Genomic DNA, 20,758 nt, shown 5'->3' with positions numbered 1-20,758 from the left:
GAGGTCGAAAGGTGATCCGGATCGCCGCGGTGGGCGACGTGCACCTGGACGAAGACGTGGTGGGCCGATTCCGGCCCGCCCTGGACGAGCTGCCCGACTGCGCCGACGTGCTGCTGCTCGCGGGCGACCTGACCCGGCACGGCACCGAGGCCGAGGCGCGCTGCGTGGCGCGGGAGTTCGGCGGGCTGGGGGTGCCGGTGGTGACGGTGCTCGGCAACCACGACCACCAGTGCGACCAGGTGCCGCAGGTGGTCAAGGTGCTGGAGGAGGCCGGCATTCGGGTGCTGGAGGGCGAGGGGATCGTGCTGGAGTTCCCCACCGGGCGGCTCGGTGTGGCCGGGGTGAAGGGCTTCGGCGGCGGCTTCGCCGGCCGGTGCGCCAGCGACTTCGGCGAGCCGGAGATGAAGGCGTTCGTCCGGACCACGAACGAGAGCGCGGAGGCGCTGGGCGCGGCCCTGCGAGGGCTCGACTGCGACCTGCTGGTGGCGTTGACCCACTACTCCCCCGTGCCGGACACCCTGGCCGGCGAGCCGCTGGAGATCTACCCGTTCCTCGGGTCGTACCAGCTCGGGCAGGCCATCGACTCGGCACCGACCGCGCTGGCCCTGCACGGGCACGCCCACGCCGGCAGCGAGCGGGGCACCACCCCGGGCGGGGTGCGGGTCCGCAACGTGGCCCACCCGGTGATCAAGCAGGCGTACAGCATCTTCCACCTGGGAGATCATCTGGACGCCGGGCAGGTTTCCCGGATCGGTCACTCGGGTACTCAGCAACCATGGAGCTGATTCTCTGGATTCTCGCAGTCGTACTCGTGGTCGCCGGTATTCTCGCGCTGTTCCGCCGGCAGATCCTGTGGGGCATCGTCCTCATCGTGGTCGGGCTGTTGGTCGGCCCGGGTGGGGTCAGCATCTTCAACAATTGATGCCTGACCTCGTAACCACCACCGACCCGCTGGGGTCGTCGTGACCGGCTTCGTCCTCCCAGACAGGAGCCATCGGGCAGGACGACCCCAGCGTTGTGCCACCCGGGCGGGTGCCCGGCGCCGGCCGCCGGGCCCCGCGTCACATGACGATTTCGGACAACCTCCGGCGGGCGACCGGGGCGTCGGCCCGGTCTGGAGCTGCTCTACGCGCTGATTCCGATCGCCGGCTGGCTGGTGTGGCGGCGGCCGGCCTTCGGCCTGCGAGCGCGCCGGTCAGCAGCGCGGCACGTTCGGGATGTAACCGTCGTGGCCGGTGTACACGTACGCGTCGGCGATGTACCGGCCGCTGCCGATGCGGTCCCAGATCGAGCTGGTGCCGTACGTGCCGGTGACCGTGGTGCCGCTGGTCTGGCAGTAGATCGTCACCTTCGTCCCGTCCGCGACCGTGCCGACCGAGGAGTACCCGGTGCCCGGGCCGGAGCGGACGGTCAGCGCCGTGCCGCTGGTGTTGACCGTGCCGGAGCCGGTGCTCGACGAGCAGTTGTTGTCGCTGGTGTAGGTCTTGGTGCCCCAGTACAGCGCCAACGCCCCGTTGAACCGGACCTGGATGTCGTTGCCGTTGAGCCGCTGCTCGTAGTGCAGGTGCGGGCCGGTGGAGCCGCCGGTGCTGCCCACCCAGCCGATCACCTTGCCGTAGCCGACGCTCTGACCGACCGAGACGTTGAAGCCGTTGAGGTGGGCGTAGTAGGTGCTGTAGCCGCCGCCGTGGTCGATTCGGACGTACTTGCCGTAGCTGGTGTCGCCGAGGTCGGTCACCCGGTCGACCGTGCCGGGCGCGCTGGCCACCACCGGGTCGCCCTGGTCGTCGGTCCGGTTGAAGTCGATGGCGTACGCCGGGCTGTGGTCGGAGCGGGTCTGACCGGACCAGGACTGGCCGCAGGGGAACGGGACCTTGAAGGTCGGGGCGGCCAGGGCCGGGTTCGCCGGCACCAGGGCCGCCGCGATCAGCACGCCGACCGCCGCGAGGCTGAACAACCGCTTACGCATCCAGCACCTCCGATGTCGATATTCTTCGATCGATTGCTCTCAGCGTGACAGAATTTTGCACCCGCCGGAAGGGGTGGCTGGCAGCCCGAACACCCCTGTCGATGGGAGCGCGCCCAGTAGGGGTGAGCTGGTTTCGGGATTGTTACTCGTCCGTGTCCGACTTGGGGTGGACGCACTTGTATGCAAGCGCTTACATGTGGTGACGCCCATCGGACCGGCGCGGAATCGAGCACGACCGCGTCGGCAAGGAAGGAGAACGGCATGGCGGTCTTTGCCAGACCACGCCAGGCTCTCGCGGTCGCCGGCGTACTGGGGCTGGCGCTCAGCGTCACTGCCTGTGGCACCGGCGACGACAAGAGCAGCGACAAGGCGGACTCCGCAGAGTGTGCCGCGTACGAGAAGTACCAGGGCAACGACGGCAAGAAGGTCACGATCTACTCGTCGATCCGGGACATCGAGGCCGACCGCCTCGACGAGTCCTGGAAGCAGTTCGAGGACTGCACAGGCATCGACATCGACCACGAGGGCAGCGGCGAGTTCGAGGCCCAGCTCGGTGTCCGGGTCGACGGCGGCAACGCGCCCGACCTCGCCTTCATCCCGCAGCCGGGTCTGCTCAAGCGGTTCGTCGACGCGGGCAAGCTCAAGCCGGCCAGTGCCGACACCAAGGCGATGGCCGAGCAGAACTACTCGGCCGACTGGCTGAAGTACAGCACCGTGAACGGTCAGTTCTACGGCGCCCCGCTTGGCTCGAACGTCAAGTCCTTCGTCTGGTACTCGCCGAAGACGTTCAAGGAGAAGGGCTGGACCGTCCCCACCACCTGGGACGAGCTCATCGCCCTGAGCGACAAGGTCGCGGCGAGCGGCACCAAGCCGTGGTGCGCCGGCATCGAGTCCGGTGACGCCACCGGCTGGCCGGCCACCGACTGGATCGAGGACGTCATGCTCCGGACCGCCGGTCCGGAGGTCTACGACCAGTGGACCACCCACGGCATCCCGTTCAACGACCCGCGGGTCGCCGAGGCCCTCGACAAGGCCGGCACCATCCTCAAGAACGAGAAGTACGTCAACGGCGGCTTCGGCGGCGTGAAGAGCATCGCCACCACCTCCTTCCAGGAGGCGGGCACGCCGATCACCACCGGCAAGTGCGCCCTGCACCGCCAGGCGTCCTTCTACGCCAACCAGTGGCCGCCGGGCACCAAGGTGGCCGAGGACGGCGATGTCTTCGCGTTCTACTTCCCGGCGATCGACCCGGCCAAGGGCAAGCCGGTGCTGGGCGGCGGCGAGTTCGTCGCGGCCTTCGCCGACCGTCCCGAGGTCCAGGCCGTGCAGACCTACCTGGCCTCCGGCGAGTACGCCAACAGCCGCGCCAAGATCGGCGACTGGGTGTCGGCGAACAACAAGCTCGACCCGGCGAACGTGCCGAACCCGGTCGACAAGCTCTCCGTGCAGATCCTGCAGGACCAGAAGACCGTGTTCCGGTTCGACGGTTCCGACCTGATGCCGGCCGCGGTCGGCGCCGGGACCTTCTGGAAGGGCATGGTCGAGTGGGTCAACGGCAAGGACACCGCCACGGTGCTCCAGGGCATCGAGAGCAGCTGGCCAAAGTGATCTGAGTCGGTGGTCCGGCCCGCACGCGGGCCGGACCACCGCCTGATCCGAACCCGAGGGAGGGTTGATGGAGTTCGACTTCGCCGCAGAGCAGCCGAAGCTCCTCATGCTGATGTACGGGCTGATCGCGTTCGTCGTGGTCGTCGGGAGCCTGCTGCTGCTCCTCGACGCCGTGCCGTCCTGGTTCGCCCGACGCCGCGAGGCACAGCTGGTCGCCGCTTCGTCGAGCGGGGCTCCACTGCCCCGGCACCGCAAGCCGCAGGAGGGGATGTTCGCGTTCTTCTTCCTGCTGCCGGCGGTGCTGCTGCTCCTCGTCGGCCTGGTCGTCCCGGCCATCCGCACCACGCTGCTGTCGTTCATGGACGGCGGCAGCCGGAACTGGGTGGGCCTGCGCAACTACACCTGGATGTTCTCCGACGACTCGATCGTCCGGGTGCTGATCAACACGCTCGTCTGGGTGCTGCTGGTGCCACTGGTGGCCACGGCGTTCGGCCTGATCTACTCGGTCCTGGTGGACAAGGCCCGGTTCGAGTCGGTGGCCAAGTCGCTGATCTTCATGCCGATGGCGATCTCGTTCGTCGGCGCGGCGATCATCTGGAAGTTCGTCTACGCCTACCGGGGCGACGGGCAGGAGCAGATCGGCCTGCTCAACCAGATCGTGGTCAGCCTCGGCGGCGAGCCGAGGCAGTGGCTGCTGGACTCGCCGCTGAACACCCTGCTGCTGATCGTGATCATGGTGTGGATCCAGGCCGGCTTCGCCATGGTCGTGCTCTCCGCCGCGATCAAGGCCATCCCGGCCGACATCGTCGAGGCCGCCCGGCTGGACGGCGTCACCCCGTGGCAGATGTTCTGGCAGATCACCATGCCAAGCATCCGGCCGGCGCTGATCGTGGTGGTGGTGACGCTGTCGATCGCCACGCTGAAGGTCTTCGACATCGTCAGGACCGCGACCAACGGCAACTACGACACGAGCGTCATCGCGAACGAGATGTACAACCAGGCGTTCCGGTACGGCGAGAACGGGCAGGGCTCGGCGCTGGCGGTCTTCCTGTTCGTCCTGGTGATCCCGCTCGTGATCTACCAGATCCGCAACCTGCGTCAGCAGCGGGAGGGCTGAGATGACCACCACGACGCCCACGCTTCCCGCGGGGGCCCAGGCCACCGGGAAGACCTCCACCGCCGCCGGGCGGGTGCGCAAGCGGCTGAACAGCCGCACCGCGACCCTGGCCTCGATCGTCATCGCGGTGCTGTGGACGATCCCCACCTTCGGCCTGCTCGTCTCCTCGTTCCGGCCGGAGAACCAGATCAAGACCACCGGCTGGTGGACGTTCTTCGGCGACCCGCAGTTCACCCTGGAGAACTACCAGGAGGTGCTGTTCGGCCGCTCCTCGTCCTCGGGACAGTTGGCCAGCTACTTCATCAACTCCCTGGCGATCACCATTCCGTCGGTGCTGTTCCCGCTCGCGTTCGCGTCGCTCGCGGCGTACGCGCTGGCGTGGATCAACTTCCGGGGCCGGGACTGGGTCTACATCGCGATCTTCGCGCTGCAGATCGTCCCGCTTCAGATGGCCCTGGTGCCGCTGCTGAGGTTCTTCTCCACCGGGGTCAGCCTCGGCGGGGTGACCCTGATGCCCGCCTGGGACCTGGTCGACGAGCAGAAGTTCGCCCAGGTGTGGTTCGCGCACACCTGCTTCGCGCTCCCGTTCGCCGTCTTCCTGCTGCACAACTTCATCTCGCAGCTACCCAAGGACCTGATGGAGGCGGCCCGGGTCGACGGGGCCACCCACCCCAAGATCTTCCGCACCATCGTCCTGCCGCTGATCACCCCGGCCATCGCGGCCTTCGGCATCTTCCAGTTCCTCTGGGTCTGGAACGACCTGCTGGTCGCGCTGATCTTCGCCGGGGGCGGCAACGAGACCGCCCCGCTCACGGTCCGGCTGGCCGAGATGGCCGGCAGCCGGGGCAACGAGTGGCAGCGGTTGACCGCCGGCGCGTTCGTCTCGATCGTCGTACCGCTGACCGTGTTCCTGTCGCTCCAGCGGTACTTCGTGCGCGGCCTGCTCGCCGGCAGCGTCAAGGGTTGACCCTCGCGACCGCCGCCGCCCGCGTCCCCGGGCGGCGGCGGTCCGGGTGCCGGAGCGGGGTGAACATGACCAAGATCGATGATGTCGCCCGCCTGGCCGGGGTCTCCACCGCCACCGTCTCGCGGGCCCTGCGTGGCCTGCCGACCGTCTCCGCCGCCACCCGCCACCGGGTCCTCGCCGCCGCCGAGCAACTCCAGTACGCGGTCTCGCCGAGCGCGTCACGGCTGGCCGGTGGGCGGACCGCCACCGTGGCGGTGATCGTGCCCCGGATCACCCGCTGGTTCTTCGCCACCGTGGTCGAGGCCGTCGAGGAGACCCTGCACGAGTCCGGCTACGACCTGCTGCTGTACAACCTCGGCGGCCGGGAACGAACCCGCCAGCGGGTGCTGCGCACCGCCAACCTGCACAAGCGGGTGGACGCCGTGATGCTGGTCGCCACCCCGCTGCGCCGGGCCGAACTGGCCGCGCTCACCGTGCTGGACCTGCCCGGCGTGACCATCAGCTCGGGCAGCGGGGTGCCCGGCTGGCCCTGCGTACGCATCGACGACGTGGCCGCCGCGCGGACCGCCACCCGGCACCTGCTCGACCTGGGCCACCGCCGGATCGCGCACATCTCCGGCGACCCGGACGACGAGCTGGCCTTCACCACCCACCTGGACCGACGCCGGGGCTACCGGGAGGCGCTGCGGTCCGCGGGCATCGAACCCGACCCGAGCCTGGACGTCGAGTCGCAGTTTTCCATCGACGGCGGCGAGCAGGCCACCGCCGAGCTGCTCGCCCGGGGCGAGCCACCGACGGCCATCTTCGCCGCGTGCGACGAGATGGCCATGGGCGCGATCAGCGCGCTGCGTGACGCCGGACTACGGGTCCCGCAGGACGTCAGCGTCATCGGCATCGACGACCACGACCTGTCCGGGGTGCTCGGGCTGAGCACGATCGCCCAGCCTGCGACGGAACAGGGCCGGCTCGCCGCCCGCATCCTGCTCGACCCGCTCGGCGGGCGGGACCTCCCCCCGCTGGGCGGGCAGATCGTCCCCCGCCCGCGCGGCACCGGCCCCGCCGAGCCGTCCGCCGCGCCCGTGATCCTGCCCACCCGGCTCGTGGTACGGGACTCGACCGCCCCGCCCCGGGCAGACTGAACAGATCCGTTCGCCCGCCCCGGGCGGACCAGACGGATTCGTCCGAGTGCCGGCTGGGAAACAACAGGACCGGGACGGCTTCGACACACGGGAGAAGGCTCTGAACACCGACGCGACCCCCCAGGAACAGTCCGCCGGCCCCGCCACCGCCTGGTGGACCGAGGCCGTGATCTACCAGATCTACCCGCGCTCGTTCGCCGACGCGAACGGCGACGGCATCGGGGACCTGCCGGGCATCACCGCCCGGCTCGACCACTTCGTCGAGCTGGGCGTGGACGCCGTCTGGCTGTCGCCGTTCTACCCGTCGCCGCAGGCCGACGCCGGGTACGACGTGGCGGACTACCGCGACGTGGACCCGCTCTTCGGGCGGCTCCCCGACGCCGACCGGCTGATCGCCGAGGCACACGCCCGGGGGCTGCGGGTCATCGTCGACCTGGTGCCCAACCACACGTCGTCGGCGCACCGCTGGTTCGTCGCGGCCCTCGCCGCCGCACCGGGCAGCCCCGAGCGCGCCCGGTACGTCTTCCGCGACGGCCTCGGGCCCGGCGGCGACCAACCGCCGAACGACTGGACCAGCGTCTTCGGCGGCCCGGCGTGGACCCGGGTCACCGATCCCGACGGCCGCCCCGGCCAGTGGTACCTGCACCTGTTCGACACCGGGCAGCCCGACCTGAACTGGGACAACCAGGAGGTCCGCGCCGAGTTCCTGGGCGTGCTGCGGTTCTGGCTGGACCGGGGCGTCGACGGCTTCCGGGTGGACGTGGCGCACGGCCTGATCAAGCAGGCCGACCTGGCGAACTGGCAGGAGCCGCAGGAGATCCTCTCCGGCAGCGAGGTCGACAAGCCGCGCCCGCCGATGTGGGACCAGGACGGCGTCCACGAGGTGTACCGGGACTGGCGCAGCCTGCTCGACACCTACGACGGCCAGCGGATCCTGGTCGCCGAGGCCTGGGTGGAGCCGGCCGAGCGGCTGGCCCGCTACGTGCGGCCCGACGAGATGCACCAGGCGTTCAACTTCGAGTACCTCCAGGCGTCCTGGACCGCCCCCGCCCAGTACGCGGTGATCACCCGATCGCTGGAGGCCACCGACGCCGTCGGGGCACCCACGACCTGGGTGCTGTCCAACCACGACGTGGTCCGGCACGCCTCCCGGCTGGGCCTGCCCGTCGGCACCCCCCGCCCGAACGGCATCGGCATCGGCGACCCCCAGCCGGACGCCGCGCTGGGCCTGCGCCGGGCCCGGGCGGCCACCCTGCTGATGCTGGCCCTGCCCGGCTCGGCCTACCTCTACCAGGGCGAGGAGCTGGGCCTGCCGGAGCACATGACACTCCCCGACGACGTGCGGCAGGACCCGACCTGGGAGCGCAGCGGGCACACCGAGCGCGGCCGGGACGGCTGCCGGGTGCCGATCCCGTGGGAGGCCGACGCGCCGTCGTACGGGTTCGGGCCGACCGACGCCAGCTGGCTGCCCCAGCCCCCGCTGTGGGCCGAGTACGCCCTCGACCGGCAGCGCGGGGTGCCCGGCTCGACGTACGAGATGTACCGGACCGCGCTGCGGCTGCGCCGCGAGCACGGGCTCGGCCGGGGCACCCTGTACTGGCTCTCCTCCGGCGACGAGGTGGTGAGCTTCCGCAACGGCGACGTCACGGTGCTGACGAACTTCGGCCAGGCGCCGGTGCCCCTGCCGGCCGGGGCGGAGTTGCTGCACGCCAGTGCCCCACTGCCCGATGACGGCACGGTCGGGCAGGACGTCACCGTCTGGTTCCGCACCGCCTGACGGGTGAGAGGGGGCCCCTTCTCTACCCCAGGCGTCAACAAGGGGCCCCTGCTTACAAGCGTTCCGCCCGGGTGTGCAGCAGGTCGCGCACGGCGGCGACGTCCCGGGGCGACGTACGGGAGGCCAGCCAGTACATGACCCCGGTCGGCACGAAGAAGAGCTGGAACACGGCCAGCCCGACGGCGTAGTTCAGCGGCGGCGGGAACGCCGCCCGCAGCCCGTGGAAGGCCAACCCGACCAGCCCGTTGCCGGCGGCCCGGCCGACCCCGTTGACCAGGTTGCCGAGGCTGTACACGGTGCCCCGGTGCTCGGGCGGGTTGACGTCGGCGATCAGGGCGAACCAGTTCGGCGAGTTCGCCGAGGTCAGCGCCAGGGCGAGCACGGCGGTGAGCAGGCTCAGCCCGACCGTCGGCTCGGTGACGACGCTGGCCAGCACCGCGCCGGCCACCGCGCCGGTGCCGCCGCCCTCGGGCACGTCGATGCGGATCGGCACGAAGAACAGGACCAGGTAGAACGGCAGGGCCGCGAGGATGCCCACCGCCGCGACCAGCGCCCTGCCCCGAGGGGTACGCCGCTGCACGGCGTCGCCGACCAGGCCGCCGACGATCGAGAGCACCCCGCCGAGCTGGAACAGGGTGGCGAAGACGCTGCCGACGACGACGGCGGTGGCCGCCGAGTAGCCCTGGGCCTCGGCCCGCTGGGCGAACAGCACCGGCAGCCAGACCAGCGAGCCGAAGGCGGCCTGGGCGGTCAGCCCCTGCAGGACCAGCCAGCGGTTGGTCCGCCGGGCCAGGATGCCCGGCAGGTCGGCCCGGGTGATCCGGTAGTCGTACTCCGCGCCGCCGGCCAGCGCGCCGGCCAGCTCCGGCTCGCTCTGCCCGCGCCGGATGTCGTACGTGAACAGGTACGCCGCCGTCGCCGCCAGCCCGACCACGGTGAGCAGCCAGAACGGCCGCCGCCAGTCGGTGGCCCCGAGCAGGCCGCCGACCAGCGTCCCGGCCAGGGTGCCGACGCCCTGGGACAGCCCCCAGAAGCTCATCACCAGGCCCCGGCGGCGCGGCGAGATCAGGTCGGTGACCACGGAGAAGCCGACCGAACCGACCGCGCCGAGGCCGACCGCCGCGACGAGCTGGGCGGCCAGGAACGCCGGGTAGCTCTGGGCCAGCGCGCTGCCGCCGGTGCCGGCCGCCCAGACCAGGGTGCCGACCATCAGCAGCGGCTTGCGGTCGGTGCGGTCGCCGACGTACGCCCAGCCGACGGCGGCAACCGCGCTGACCAGGAAACTGACCGCGGTGACCAGCCCGAGCAGCCGCTGGGACGCCCCGAGCGAGCCGGCGATCGGGCCGTACAGCGGCGGGACGAGACCGATCGCCACGTTGTCCAGGGACGCGAGCAACACGAACACCAGGACGCTGTACGACCGGTGCGCCGCCCCGCCGCCCCAGCCCCGCCGCACCGCCAACCGACCTGTCACGGGCCCAGCATGCCCGAGGGTCAGGCCGGGCGGTCGAGCACCCGGTCGCGGGCCGTCGCGTACCGGTCGCGGACGACCGGGACACCGTCGGCTTCGTACTCCTCGGTGCCGGCCAGCGACCAGGCGGGCGGGGTGTCGCCGCCCAGGGCCAGCCAGGCGGCCTGGCGGGCCGCCCCGTCGGCGACGTACTCCCCCGGCGGCGGCACGACCACCGGGCGACCGAAGACCTGCGGCGCGATGCGGCGCACCGCCGCCGACCGGGCCCCACCGCCGACCAGGATCACCCGCTCGGCCCGGCAGCCCTGCGCGGTAAGCGCGTCGAGGCCGTCGGCGAGCGCGCAGAGCATCCCCTCGACCGCCGCGCGGGCCAGGTGCGCGGGTGTCGAGGTGCGCAGGGTGAGCCCGTGCACCGCCCCGGTGGCCGACGGCCGGTTCGGGGTCCGTTCCCCCTCCAGGTAGGGAACCATGACCAGGCCGTCCGCGCCGGGCGGGGCGGACAGCGCCAGGTCCGACAGGTCGTCCAGGCCGACCCCGAGCAGGGTGGCGGCGGCGTCGAGCACCCGGGCCGCGTTGAGCGTGCAGACCAGCGGAAGGTACCGGCCGGTGACGTCGGCGAACCCGGCGACGGTGCCGCTCGGGTCCGCCGTGGGCGCGTCGGCGACGCTGAACACGGTGCCGGAGGTGCCGATGGAGACGACCACGTCGCCGGGGCGGGCCCCGACGCCGAACGCGGCGGCCGCGTTGTCCCCGGCCCCCGGGCCGAGCAGCGCCCCGCCGGGCCCCCCGTCGGCGGCGAGCACCGCCGGGGCGAGGGCCCCGGCGGCCTGGGTCGGCCCGAGCACGACGGGCACCTCCAGCCGCCGGCCGAAGGCCCGTTCCAGCAGGTCGAACCGGTATTCGCCGGTGGCCGGGGACCAGTAGCCGGTGCCGCTGGCGTCGCTGCGGTCGGTGCGCAGGGCGTCCAGGCCGGGCGCGCCGGCCAGCCGCCACGTCAGCCAGTCGTGCGGCAGGCAGACCGCGGCCACCCGGTCGGCGTTGGCCGGTTCGTGCCGGGCCAGCCAGCGCAGCTTCGTGGCGGTGAAGCTGGCCACCGGGACGACGCCGACGGCCTCGGCCCAGAACCGCCCGCCGGCCTCGCCGCCGCCGGCCTCCTCGATCAGGTCGGCGGCGGCACCGGCGGACCGGGTGTCGTTCCACAGCAGGGCCGGCCGGACCACTTCGCCCGAGCCGTCGAGGCAGACCATGCCGTGCTGCTGGCCGGCGACGGAGACGGCGGCGACGTCGGCCAGCCCGCCGGCCTGCGCCACGGCGGCCTCCAGGGCCGCCCACCAGGCCGCCGGGTCGACCTCGGTGCCGTCGGGGTGGGCGGCCCGGCCGGTACGGACCAGCGCGCCGGTCTCCGCGTCGCGGATCACCAGCTTGCACGACTGGGTGGACGAGTCGAACCCGGCGACCAGAGGCATGGCGGCGGCCTCAGCGGGCGCCGAGCACGTGCTCGACGGCAAGCTGGTTGAGCCGGACGAAGTGGAAGCCGCGCGCGGCGGCGGCGTCGACGTCGTACTCCTCGAAGGCGGAGCGGTCGGCGAGCAGGTCGGCGTAGCTCTCGCCGGGCGCGACGGTCGGCACGGCCAGGTCGCCGACGCGGCTCGCCGCGAGGGCCTCGGCCACCTCCGGGTCGGCCCGGAACGCCGCGGCCCGCTCCTTGAGCAGCAGGTAGGTGCGCATGTTCGCCTCGGCCGAGGCCCACACGCCGGTGAAGTCCTCGGTGCGCGACGGCTTGTAGTCGAAGTGCCGGGGGCCGTCGTAGGCGGGGCCGCCGTCGGGGCCGCCGTTCTCCAGCAGGTCCACCAGGGCGAACGCGTTCATCAGGTCGCCATGGCCGAAGACCAGGTCCTGGTCGTACTTGATGCCGCGCTGGCCGTTGAGGTCGATGTGGAACAGCTTGCCCTGCCAGAGCGCCTGGGCGATGCCGTGGGTGAAGTTGAGCCCGGCCATCTGCTCGTGGCCGACCTCGGGGTTGAGGCCCACCATCTCCGGGCGCGCCAGGGTGGAGATGAACGCCAGCGCGTGACCGACGGTGGGCAGCAGGATGTCGCCGCGCGGCTCGTTCGGCTTCGGCTCGATGGCGAAGCGCAGGTCGTAGCCGGAGTCGACGACGTACTGGCAGAGCAGGTCGACGGCCTCGCGGTAGCGGTCCAGCGCCGAGCGGATGTCCTTGGCCACGTCGTACTCGGCGCCCTCCCGGCCGCCCCACATGACGAACGTCTTCGCGCCCAGCTCGGCGGCCAGGTCGACGTTGCGCAGCACCTTGCGCAGCGCGTACCGACGCACGTCGCGGTCGTTGCTGGTGAAGCCGCCGTCCTTGAACACCGGGTGGGTGAAGAGGTTGGTGGTGACCATCGGGACGACCAGGCCGGTCTCGTCGAGGGCCTTGCGGAACCGGGCGAGCTGGGCGTCGCGGGCGGCGGCGTCCGCGCCGAACGGGATCAGGTCGTCGTCGTGGAAGGTGATCCCGTACGCGCCCAGCTCGGCGAGCTTGTGCACCGCCTCGACGGCGTCCAGCTCGGGGCGGGTGGCGTCGCCGAACGGGTCACGGGCCTGCCAGCCCACCGTCCAGAGGCCGAAGGAGAACTTGTCGGCAGGGGTGGGACGGGGTGCCATGGCAGACCTCCGGTAGCTATTTGTTCAGTGGTTGAATTATTTGGCGCACGTGTGGCAGTGTCAAGGGGTGACCCGCCCCGCTCCTGTCTCCGGGGCGGTCCGCCAGGGCAGCCTGCGCGAGCTGAACCTCGCAGTGGTGCTCGGCCGGATCGCCGCCGCGCACCGCCCGCCGTCCCGGGCCGACGTGGCGGCCTCGACCGGCCTGACCCGGGCCACCGTCTCGGCCGTCGTCGACGACCTCATCGCCGGCCGGCTGGTCGCCGAGTCGGAGCCGGCGCCGCGCACCGGGGCCGGGCGGCCGGCACGCGGGCTGGTGCTGGCCGGGTCCGGCCCCGCCGGTCTCGGTCTGGAGATCAACGTCGACTACCTCTCCGCCTGCGTGGTCGACCTGGCCGGCCGGGTCCGGCACCACACCGTCCGCCGGGCCGACCTGCGTCCCGTGTCCCCTGCCGACGCCCTCGCCCGGCTCGTCGCGCTGGCCGCCGCCGCGCGGGCCGACGCCGAGCAGCAGGGCCTCACCCTCGCCGGGGTCGCCCTCGCCGTCCCCGGGCTGGTCGGCGACGCCGGGCTGGTCCGGCTCGCCCCGAACCTCGGCTGGCGCGACGTCGCCGTCCCCGAACTGCTGTCCGGCCACCCGCCGCTGGTCAAGCCGGTGCCCGGGGTCCCGGCGCTGGTCGTCGACAACGAGGCCAACCTGGCCGCCGTCGGCGAGCTGCACGCCGACCCGGCCGGGCCGGCCAGTTTCCTGCACGTCTCCGGCGAGGTGGGCATCGGTGCCGGGATCGTCCTCGACGGCGCGCTCTTCCGGGGCGTGCGGGGCTGGAGCGGCGAGATCGGTCACATCCCCGTCCAGCCGCAGGGGCGGCCCTGCCGCTGCGGCGGCAGGGGTTGCCTGGAGCAGTACGCGGGCCAGGAGGCCGTGCTCGCCGCCGCCGGGCTGGACCGGGCGGACCTGCCGGCGGACACCGCCGCCGCCCGGCTGGCCAACCTCGCCGCCGCCGAACACCCCGCCGCCCTGGCGGCCCTCGCCGAGGCGGGGCAGGCCCTCGGGGTCGCCGTGGCCGGCGTGGTGAACCTGCTGGACCTGGACACCGTGGTCCTCGGGGGCGGCTACGCGCGGCTCACGCCCTGGCTGCGGCCGGCCGTGCTGGCCGAGGTGTCCCGGCGGGTGCTCACCGCCGGCTGGGCGCCGGTCACCGTCCGCCCGGCGGCGCTCGGCCCCGAGGCCGCCGTGGTCGGCGCGGCCGGCTCGGTCGTCCGACGGATCGTCGCCGACCCGGTCGGCTGGCTGGCCCGCCCCGGCTGACCTCCCCTCTGCCCGGTGGGCGCGTCCACCGGGGCGGGGGCCGCAAGCCGCTGCTGGCCGCCCGCGGCACCGCACCGGCCGAGCATCCCCGCGCCTGCGCGTACCCGCGGCCGGCCCAAAAGGCCGCCGCCGCGCGCTGACTCCGGGATCAGGCGGTACGGGCCACCGCGGGGTCCCCGGCCGACCAGCCGCCGCCCTGGGTGGCGTCACCGGGCCAGCCGCCCGGCGCGGCGTCCGCCGCCGGGCGGGCCCGGGGCCCGTCCCCGGCCGACCAGCCGGCCGGCCGTTCCCCCGCCGGCCAGCCCTCGGGGCCGGCCCGAGACGCCCACTCGTCCGCCCGGGTCTCGGCGGCTGACTCCGCCGACGGCGGCTCCGGGGGGTACCGGAGCCGGGCCACCTCGTCGAACGCCTGGAGCCCGCCGAGCAGGGCCTGTCGCCCCTCGGGGGTCATCCCGGACAGGATCGCCGCCAGCCGCTGCCGGCGGTCGGCCCGCAGCTCGGCGAGGAGCTTCTCGGCCTCCTGCGTGAGGTGCAGGGAGATCTCCCGCCGGTCGGACCGGCCCGGCTCGCGCTCCAGCATGCCCGCCGCCACCAGCCGGTCGCAGAGCCGGCTGGCCGAGGAGAGCAGCATGTCGAGCAGCGTCGCCAGCCGTCGCAGGTTGATCCCGTCGTGCTGCTCGACCACCATCACGGCGCGCAGTTGCGCGCCGGAGAGCCGGCTCGTGGTCCGCTCGCGGGCCGCCTCGAAGACCGTGAGCAGGGTGCCGGCCGCCGCATCGAGGGCGGCGGCCATACTCGCTTCTGGTCCCTGGGGACCGTGTTCTTCGGCCATGTTGGGCAAGAGACTACCCGGCGTCCCTGGTCGCCGGCCCCTCCGAACAGAGGAGTGACGATGAGCGGCGCGCAGGGCCGGGCCCGTCGTACCCTGACCGAGGCGCCGGCCGACCTGCTGATCGACCGGCTCGCCGAAGATCTCGAACGGTCGTACGGGATCACGGAGATAGAACTCCTCCAGGTCGACTACCGCCTCTCGGCGCTGCTGCCGCTCACCGAGGGTGAGCCGATCGAGGCCCCGGGGCACCCGGCCTGGCGCTGCTTCGACCACCAGGAGCCGATCGTCGCCGGGCGGACCGGCTACCTTCCGGTCAGCATGCGCGGGGACCGGCGGGGAGTGCTCCGGGTGGCGCCGCTGCCCGGCGATCCGGCCGCCGTGGGCGAGCTGCTCGGGATCGCCACCGCGCTCGGTCACGAGCTGGTCGCGGTGAACGATGGCACGGACGTCTACCGGGCTGCCCGCCGCAGCCGCCGGCTCACCCTCGCCGCCGAGATGCAGTGGGAGCTGCTGCCCGGGCGGAGCCGGATCCGCCCGTCGTTCAGCCTGGCCGGCCAGCTCGAACCGGCGTACGCGGTGCGGGGCGACAGCTTCGACTGGTCCGACGACGGGCACCGGCTGTGGCTGTCAACGATCAACGGGATGGGCGAGGGCGTACAGGCCTCCGTGCTGACCGCCCTGGCCACGCACGCGCTGCGCAATGCCCGCCGGGGCGGGCTGTGCCTGGCCGACCAGGCCGCCCTCGCCGACCAGGCGGTGTACGCGCTGCACCGGGGCGCGCAGCACGTCTCGGCGCTGCTGCTGGAGCTGGACCTGGCCAGTGGCGTGATGACGGTGGTTGACGCGGGATCGCCCCGGCTGGTGCTGCTGCGCGACGGGGAGGTGGTGGAGCAGCCGCTGGAGGCGCAGTTCCCGCTCGGCATGTTCGACGGGACCGACTACCGGGAGCAGCAGTTCGCGCTGCGGCGCGGCGACCGGCTCTTCGTGCTCAGCGACGGCGTCGTCGAGGCGACCGGGCAGAACGCCCAGTACGGCGAGACCGCGCTGGACCGGTTCCTGCGCCGGACCGGCCCGATGGAGCCGCTGGACGCGGTCCGGTCGCTGATCGGCGACCTGCGGGCGTTCGTCGCCGGTGACCTGATCGACGACGCGGTGGTGGTCTGCCTGGACTGGATGGGCCCGCAGCCCTGACCGGCCGGCGTCCAAGACCGGCCGGCGTCCGGGACCGCGCGGCTGCCGCCCGGGACACCCGCCGGGTTCAGTACGCGCCCCGGCTCCGCACCACCGCGCCGAAGGTTTTCCACAGGATGGTCAGGTCGGCGGCGAGCGACCAGTTCTCCACGTAGTAGAGGTCGAGCCGGATGCCGTCCTCCCAGCTCAGGTCGGATCGGCCGCTGACCTGCCAGAGGCCGGTCATCCCGGGCTTGACCAGCAGTCGCCGGGCCACGTCGCCGTCGTAGCGGGCCACCTCGGAGGGCAGCGGGGGGCGCGGGCCGACCAGGCTCATCTGCCCGAACAGCACGTTCGCCAGCTGGGGCAGCTCGTCGAGCGACCACTTGCGCAGCACCCGGCCGACCCGGGTCACCCGGGGGTCGTCGCGCATCTTGAACATGAGGCCGTCGGTTTCGTTGCGGGTGGCCAGCTCGGCGAGCAGGGCGTCGGCGTTGACCACCATCGTGCGGAACTTGAACACCCCGAACTCGCGGCCGCCCTGGCCGACCCGGATCTGCCGGAACAGCACCGGCCCTCGGCTGTCGAGCTTGATCGCCAGCGCGATCACCGCCAGCAGCGGCAGCAGCAGGGCCAGCGCCACGGCGGCGGCGGACCGGTCGACGAAGCCCTTGACCAGCTTGCGGGCCCCCCGGAACTCGGGGGCCTCCACGTGGATCAGGGGCAGGCCGGCGACCGGCCGGGTGTGGATGCGGGGGCCGGCCACGTCGGTGAGCGCGGGCGCGACGACCAGGTCGACGCCGGTGCCCTCCAACTGCCAGCCGAGCCGCCGCAGCCGGGTCGCGGTCAGCTCGCCGGAGGCCGTGACGGCCACGGTGTCCGCGCCGATCGCGGTGGCCGCCTCCGGAATGCCCCGGAACGAGCCCACCACCGGCACGTCGCCGAGCCGCTGCGGCACCGGCGCCAGCAGCGCGTCCGGGATGCAGGCCCCCACCACGTGGTAGCCGGCGTATGGCTCGCGGCGGAGCTGGTGCACCAACTCCAGCACGTGCGCGGTGTCGCCGACCACCAGCACCTTGCGCGACCAGCCGCGCCCCCGGGACCGGGCCCGGTGCAGCCGTTTGCGAGCGGCGAACCGGGCGACCTCCAGGCCCAGCATGCCGACCGCGAACGAGATGGCCAGGAAGCCCCGGGAGACGCCGACGTCGGCGATGTAGCCGGCGATGGCGGTGCCACCGGCGAGGCGCAGGCTCGCGCTGCCCACCCGCCGGTACTCGTCGGCGCCGTAGCCCAGCACGCGGTCGTCGTAGCAGCGCAGGACCTTCAGCGAGAGCAGCCAGGTGAGCAGCAGCGCGGGGGCGACGACCACGTACGGGATCTCCGAGCCCACCGGCTCCTCGTCGCCGAAGCGGGCCACGTAGCCGATCAGCACGGCGACCGCCAGCACGGCGGTGTCCAGCACGACCAGCATTCGGACGTACGCCCGCTCGTCGACGCGGGCCACCGGCCCGCCCCGGTCAGCACCAGGCCGCGCTGGCGTCCTGGTGGCGGTCAACAGCGTCGCCGACGTCACCAGCCCTCCCCACTCTGCTGAGAAAGACCCCGGCCGTTGTCCGGTCCCTCCTACGGGACCGACGCCGGGGCACCTCGACATCTTCTCGTATAACTATGGTCACCGATTGATACCGACGTATTGCCGTCAGTTTTACTGATGGCCCGTGCCGGAAGGGTGGCGTACCGCAACGGTTCCGCTCGCGCGGGCGCGTCACCGCCGCCGGTCCAGGGCTCAGCGAGGCGCGTTCGGGCGCAGCGCGATCGCCTTGAGGAAGATGTCACCGATCTTGGTCGGATCTTCGGTGATGAAGCTGCCGCCCCCGGTGACCTTGGTGATCGAATCCAGCTCGGACTTGCTGACGTCGTTGCCGATACCGATGATCACGACCTGCACCGGCCGCTCCGGATCGGCGACCTGCTTCAGCTCGGCGAGCAGCTTCTGCTGGGAGATGCCACTGGCGTCCTCGTTCTTGCCGTCGGTGAACAACACGACCGAGTTGACCCGCCCCGGCTCCCAGCCCTCCTGGACCGTTTTGTAGGCGGCCAGCATCGTGTCGTACAGGCCGGTGTCGCCGCTGGAGGGCCGGATCGTGGCCAGCCCCTGCTCCAAGCGGCTGCGGTTGCTGGAGAGCAGGTTGATCGGGACCAGCTCCCGGTAGTCCAGGGTGCCGACCAGCTCGGTGGAGAAGGTCCAGAGCCCGATCGACCAGGAGTCGTCGAAGAGGTTCAGGCCCCGGCTGGCCGCCGCGACCGTGACCTGCTCCCGGGTGGCGTTGTTGGCGCTGGGCACCGGCTGCTTCATCGAGCCGGAGACGTCGATGACGCAGAGCATCCGGCCGGACTGGGTGGCGATGGACCAGCTGGAGACGGCCCGATCGATCGCGACGGGGTCCAGGCCACCGGCACCGTTGCCACCCGGCGCCGGCGCGCTCGCCGCCCTACCCGCCGGGCTCGGCGCGCCCCGCGGGGCCTTGAAGCCGTCGCCCCAGCTGCCGTCCGGCGCGCGCAGCGACCGCCCGGCCAGCCGGTTGCGGAAGCCCGGCGTGGTGAGCACCTCGAACAGCACCTTCGCGGCGGACTGCTTCGCCGGCTCGATCCCCGGCAGCACCGCGTACGGGTAGTCCAGCGGCATCGGCGACGGTTCGAGGTAGAGCGCCGCCAGCGGGATCGGCGGCTTCCGCTCGTTGTACGCCATCACGTCCTCCTCCGACAGCGCGGCGGCACCGAGGCCGGAGGCGATCGCCGTCGGATCGGAGGAGCGGGGGAACCGGGCCAGCAGGTCCTCGCGAAGCGCGGAGCGGCCGGTGGCCAGCGCCCGCAGCGCGCCCGTGGTGGCCTGCTGCGCGTTGCCGCCCGCCCCGCTGGCCGCGGCGGTCAGCGACAGCAGCCCGGACAGGCCGGCCGCGTCCTGGGTCGGCTCGACGATCCCGGCCCGGATCGGTTTGCTGCTGCCCACCTGGCGCAGCAGGTCGGTCCAGGTCAGCTTCTTCTCCGGCCAGCCGAACCGGGACTCGGCGACCGGCTCGGGCACCGCCACGACCACCGGGCTGCGGGCGATGGACGCACCGTTGCCCGGGGCGAACGCGGTGGCCCCGGCGTTCTTGAGCCGCAGCAGCCAGGTCGAGGAGTCCGGCACCCAGACGTCCGGGGTGACCGCCGTACCACTGGCCTGGCCGACGCCGGCAAGCTGCACCCCGTGCTTGCCCGCCAGCGCGGCGGCGACGTCCACCGGCTCGGACTCCACGGCGTTCACGGAGATGCAGGTGCCGCCGACCGCCGCGCCATCGGCTACCCACTGGGCGGCGGCAGCCTGCACTGCCGGGGCCAGCTCGGGGGCCACCGCCACCGAAAGCTGGATCTGCCCCGAACAGGCGGGCTGGACCAGCCCCCGGTAACCGAACCAGGCACCCGCGATGACGACGACGAGCGCCGTCGCCGACGCGACGGCACCGGCTCCGCGGATACTTGACTGCATACGATGGCGGCCTGACACGGTGACCATCTTGCGGACCCGTCGCAGGTAGTGCCACGTCCGTTCGGACGAAAGTTACTCAGGAGAGACAGACTTCATCACTTTCGTGACACTGGGTGATCATCCGGTTCCCCGAGGGTTGCCGGCCCGCCCCGGAACAGGGCCGAACCCATCGAACCGCGTCCCGCCCCGAAACCGGTGACCGCGCCGCCGGGGCCTGTCGTCAGGGCCGGACGCAGGTCGGGCTGGACACCGCGACGGGCTCGCCCACCGGTTCCGGAATCCCCGTGTTGGCATCCACCCGGAACACCCGGACCATGTCGGCGCGCTCGTCGGCGACGTAGAGGTGCTCGCCGGTCAGGGCGAAGTGCCGGGGCCACTCCCCGCCGGTCTCCACCTCCGCGACCAACTCGGGCAGCTCACCGGCGACGGCGAAGACCGAAAGGGTGCCGATACCCCGGTTGCCGACGTAGAGGAAGCGCCCGTCCGCGCCGACGGCGATCTCCGAGGGCTGGACGTGACCGGCCCGCGCGCTGGCGTCCACCCGGCCCCGCTGGTGCAGCGCCCCGCCCCCGGTCAGCTCGTACGCGGTGACCGTGGCGTCCAGCTCGCCCACCAGCCAGCAGCGCCGGCCGTCGGGGTGCCGGGTCAGGTGCCGGGGGCCGGCGCCCGCCGCGGTGCGCACCCGGGGCGCCCGGGGCACCAGCCGACCGGAGGCCGCGTCGAGGTCGTACCGGTACACCGAGTCGGTCCCGAGGTCGACGGCGAACAACGGCCCGGCGTCCGGCGCCGGGGAGACCATGTGGCAGTGCGCCTTCTCCTGCCGCTGCGGGTCGGGCCCGTGCCCGGAATGCGCGACCAGGTCGGTGCGCTCGCCCGGCACGCCCTCCGGGTCGAGTGGGAACACCGCCACGCTGCCGCCGCCGTAGTTGGCCACCACGAGGTGCCCGCCGTCCGAGGTGACCGCCAGGTGGCAGGGCTCGGCGCCGCCGGTGCCGCGCACGCCGATCGGGGTCAGGTCGCCGTCCGGGCCGACCCGGAACGCGCTGACCTTCCCCTCGGGCAGTTCGTTGACGGCGTAGAGCACCGGCCGGGCGGGGTGCCGGACGAGGAAGGACGGCGAGGGGGTCACCGCGACGGTGCCGAGCGGGGTCAACGCGCCCTGTCTCTTATACACACCTGACTCTGCCGACGAAGCTAGAAGTGTAGATA

17 protein-coding genes are annotated in these 20,758 nt (G+C 72.8%); 9 read left to right on the top strand and 8 right to left on the bottom strand.

Annotated features, from left to right (window positions below; translation table 11 throughout):
• The first annotated feature begins 11 nt into the window (after positions 1-11).
• Positions 12-785, top strand: coding sequence for a metallophosphoesterase (locus tag E1258_RS07890; RefSeq protein ID WP_132398222.1), 774 nt, complete (start codon positions 12-14; stop codon positions 783-785).
• Entirely contained in the window at positions 776-922 is a 147-nt protein-coding gene (locus E1258_RS33140; protein WP_165949678.1) for a GPGG-motif small membrane protein, read from the top strand. The genes E1258_RS07890 and E1258_RS33140 overlap by 10 nt, the downstream gene beginning before the upstream one ends.
• 273 nt (positions 923-1,195) lie before the next feature.
• On the opposite strand, the gene E1258_RS07885 is transcribed toward E1258_RS33140, so the two are convergent.
• Complete coding sequence (locus tag E1258_RS07885) at positions 1,196-1,969, bottom strand: M23 family metallopeptidase (RefSeq protein ID WP_007072630.1); 774 nt, start codon at positions 1,967-1,969, stop codon at positions 1,196-1,198.
• A 261-nt stretch (positions 1,970-2,230) separates the two neighbouring features.
• Between E1258_RS07885 and E1258_RS07880 the strand changes: the two genes are divergently transcribed.
• From E1258_RS07880 to E1258_RS07860, 5 genes are all read left to right on the top strand, one after another.
• Complete coding sequence (locus E1258_RS07880; RefSeq protein WP_132398220.1) at positions 2,231-3,577, top strand: ABC transporter substrate-binding protein; 1,347 nt, start codon at positions 2,231-2,233, stop codon at positions 3,575-3,577.
• A 67-nt stretch (positions 3,578-3,644) separates the two neighbouring features.
• Positions 3,645-4,694 (top strand): carbohydrate ABC transporter permease, encoded by a 1,050-nt coding sequence (locus E1258_RS07875; RefSeq protein WP_132398218.1) that lies wholly within the window; start codon positions 3,645-3,647, stop codon positions 4,692-4,694.
• Between the two features lies 1 nt (position 4,695).
• On the top strand, positions 4,696-5,661 hold the full coding sequence (locus E1258_RS07870; protein WP_132398216.1) for a carbohydrate ABC transporter permease: 966 nt from the start codon (positions 4,696-4,698) through the stop codon (positions 5,659-5,661).
• A 65-nt stretch (positions 5,662-5,726) separates the two neighbouring features.
• Positions 5,727-6,800 carry a LacI family DNA-binding transcriptional regulator gene (locus E1258_RS07865; RefSeq protein WP_132398214.1) on the top strand — a complete coding sequence of 358 codons (1,074 nt, stop codon included), beginning with the start codon at positions 5,727-5,729 and terminating at the stop codon, positions 6,798-6,800.
• A 100-nt stretch (positions 6,801-6,900) separates the two neighbouring features.
• Positions 6,901-8,577 carry a glycoside hydrolase family 13 protein gene (locus E1258_RS07860; protein ID WP_132398253.1) on the top strand — a complete coding sequence of 559 codons (1,677 nt, stop codon included), beginning with the start codon at positions 6,901-6,903 and terminating at the stop codon, positions 8,575-8,577.
• A 52-nt stretch (positions 8,578-8,629) separates the two neighbouring features.
• Here the strand turns inward: E1258_RS07860 and E1258_RS07855 are convergent, their stop codons facing one another.
• From E1258_RS07855 to xylA, 3 genes are read right to left on the bottom strand one after another with little or no spacing between them, the layout of a single operon-like run.
• Entirely contained in the window at positions 8,630-10,075 is a 1,446-nt protein-coding gene (locus tag E1258_RS07855; protein ID WP_371688583.1) for an MFS transporter, read from the bottom strand.
• Positions 10,072-11,514, bottom strand: a complete 1,443-nt coding sequence (gene xylB, locus E1258_RS07850) for a xylulokinase (RefSeq protein WP_132398210.1) — start codon at positions 11,512-11,514, stop codon at positions 10,072-10,074. The genes E1258_RS07855 and xylB overlap by 4 nt, the downstream gene beginning before the upstream one ends.
• 10 nt (positions 11,515-11,524) lie before the next feature.
• A complete protein-coding gene (gene xylA, locus E1258_RS07845) occupies positions 11,525-12,712 on the bottom strand; it encodes a xylose isomerase (protein ID WP_132398208.1) in 1,188 nt (395 codons plus the stop codon).
• A gap of 67 nt (positions 12,713-12,779) precedes the next feature.
• Between xylA and E1258_RS07840 the strand changes: the two genes are divergently transcribed.
• The gene (locus E1258_RS07840) at positions 12,780-14,018 is read left to right on the top strand and encodes an ROK family protein (protein ID WP_243715264.1); all 1,239 of its coding nucleotides are present in this window, start codon (positions 12,780-12,782) and stop codon (positions 14,016-14,018) included.
• A gap of 148 nt (positions 14,019-14,166) precedes the next feature.
• On the opposite strand, the gene E1258_RS07835 is transcribed toward E1258_RS07840, so the two are convergent.
• Positions 14,167-14,811 carry a MarR family winged helix-turn-helix transcriptional regulator gene (locus E1258_RS07835; protein ID WP_132398206.1) on the bottom strand — a complete coding sequence of 215 codons (645 nt, stop codon included), beginning with the start codon at positions 14,809-14,811 and terminating at the stop codon, positions 14,167-14,169.
• A 99-nt stretch (positions 14,812-14,910) separates the two neighbouring features.
• Between E1258_RS07835 and E1258_RS07830 the strand changes: the two genes are divergently transcribed.
• Positions 14,911-16,041 carry a PP2C family protein-serine/threonine phosphatase gene (locus E1258_RS07830; RefSeq protein WP_132398204.1) on the top strand — a complete coding sequence of 377 codons (1,131 nt, stop codon included), beginning with the start codon at positions 14,911-14,913 and terminating at the stop codon, positions 16,039-16,041.
• Between the two features lie 67 nt (positions 16,042-16,108).
• Here the strand turns inward: E1258_RS07830 and E1258_RS07825 are convergent, their stop codons facing one another.
• From E1258_RS07825 to E1258_RS07815, 3 genes are all read right to left on the bottom strand, one after another.
• Positions 16,109-17,593, bottom strand: coding sequence for a sugar transferase (locus E1258_RS07825; protein ID WP_132398202.1), 1,485 nt, complete (start codon positions 17,591-17,593; stop codon positions 16,109-16,111).
• Positions 17,594-17,806: 213 nt separating this feature from the next.
• Positions 17,807-19,549 (bottom strand): substrate-binding domain-containing protein, encoded by a 1,743-nt coding sequence (locus E1258_RS07820; RefSeq protein WP_132398200.1) that lies wholly within the window; start codon positions 19,547-19,549, stop codon positions 17,807-17,809.
• 220 nt (positions 19,550-19,769) lie between these two features.
• Positions 19,770-20,758, bottom strand: a 989-nt coding sequence (locus E1258_RS07815) for a lactonase family protein (protein ID WP_132398198.1), incomplete at its 5' end; no start/stop codon positions are given.

Source organism: Micromonospora sp. KC207 (assembly GCF_004348615.1).
Lineage (GTDB): Bacteria > Actinomycetota > Actinomycetes > Mycobacteriales > Micromonosporaceae > Micromonospora.
Note: the sequence above shows the minus strand (reverse complement) of the source record. Positions and strands in the feature narration are given on the sequence as shown.

Bases quoted from the DNA above. Each gene is read 5' to 3' on its own strand.
- E1258_RS07835 (WP_132398206.1), bottom strand. From the start codon at position 14,811: ATGGCCGCCGCCCTCGATGCGGCGGCCGGCACCCTGCTCACGGTCTTC.
- xylA (WP_132398208.1), bottom strand. From the start codon at position 12,712: ATGGCACCCCGTCCCACCCCTGCCGACAAGTTCTCCTTCGGCCTCTGG.
- E1258_RS07870 (WP_132398216.1), top strand. From the start codon at position 4,696: ATGACCACCACGACGCCCACGCTTCCCGCGGGGGCCCAGGCCACCGGG.
- E1258_RS33140 (WP_165949678.1), top strand. From the start codon at position 776: ATGGAGCTGATTCTCTGGATTCTCGCAGTCGTACTCGTGGTCGCCGGT.
- E1258_RS07865 (WP_132398214.1), top strand. From the start codon at position 5,727: ATGACCAAGATCGATGATGTCGCCCGCCTGGCCGGGGTCTCCACCGCC.
- xylB (WP_132398210.1), bottom strand. From the start codon at position 11,514: ATGCCTCTGGTCGCCGGGTTCGACTCGTCCACCCAGTCGTGCAAGCTG.
- E1258_RS07820 (WP_132398200.1), bottom strand. From the start codon at position 19,549: ATGCAGTCAAGTATCCGCGGAGCCGGTGCCGTCGCGTCGGCGACGGCG.
- E1258_RS07875 (WP_132398218.1), top strand. From the start codon at position 3,645: ATGGAGTTCGACTTCGCCGCAGAGCAGCCGAAGCTCCTCATGCTGATG.
- E1258_RS07880 (WP_132398220.1), top strand. From the start codon at position 2,231: ATGGCGGTCTTTGCCAGACCACGCCAGGCTCTCGCGGTCGCCGGCGTA.
- E1258_RS07885 (WP_007072630.1), bottom strand. From the start codon at position 1,969: ATGCGTAAGCGGTTGTTCAGCCTCGCGGCGGTCGGCGTGCTGATCGCG.
- E1258_RS07830 (WP_132398204.1), top strand. From the start codon at position 14,911: ATGAGCGGCGCGCAGGGCCGGGCCCGTCGTACCCTGACCGAGGCGCCG.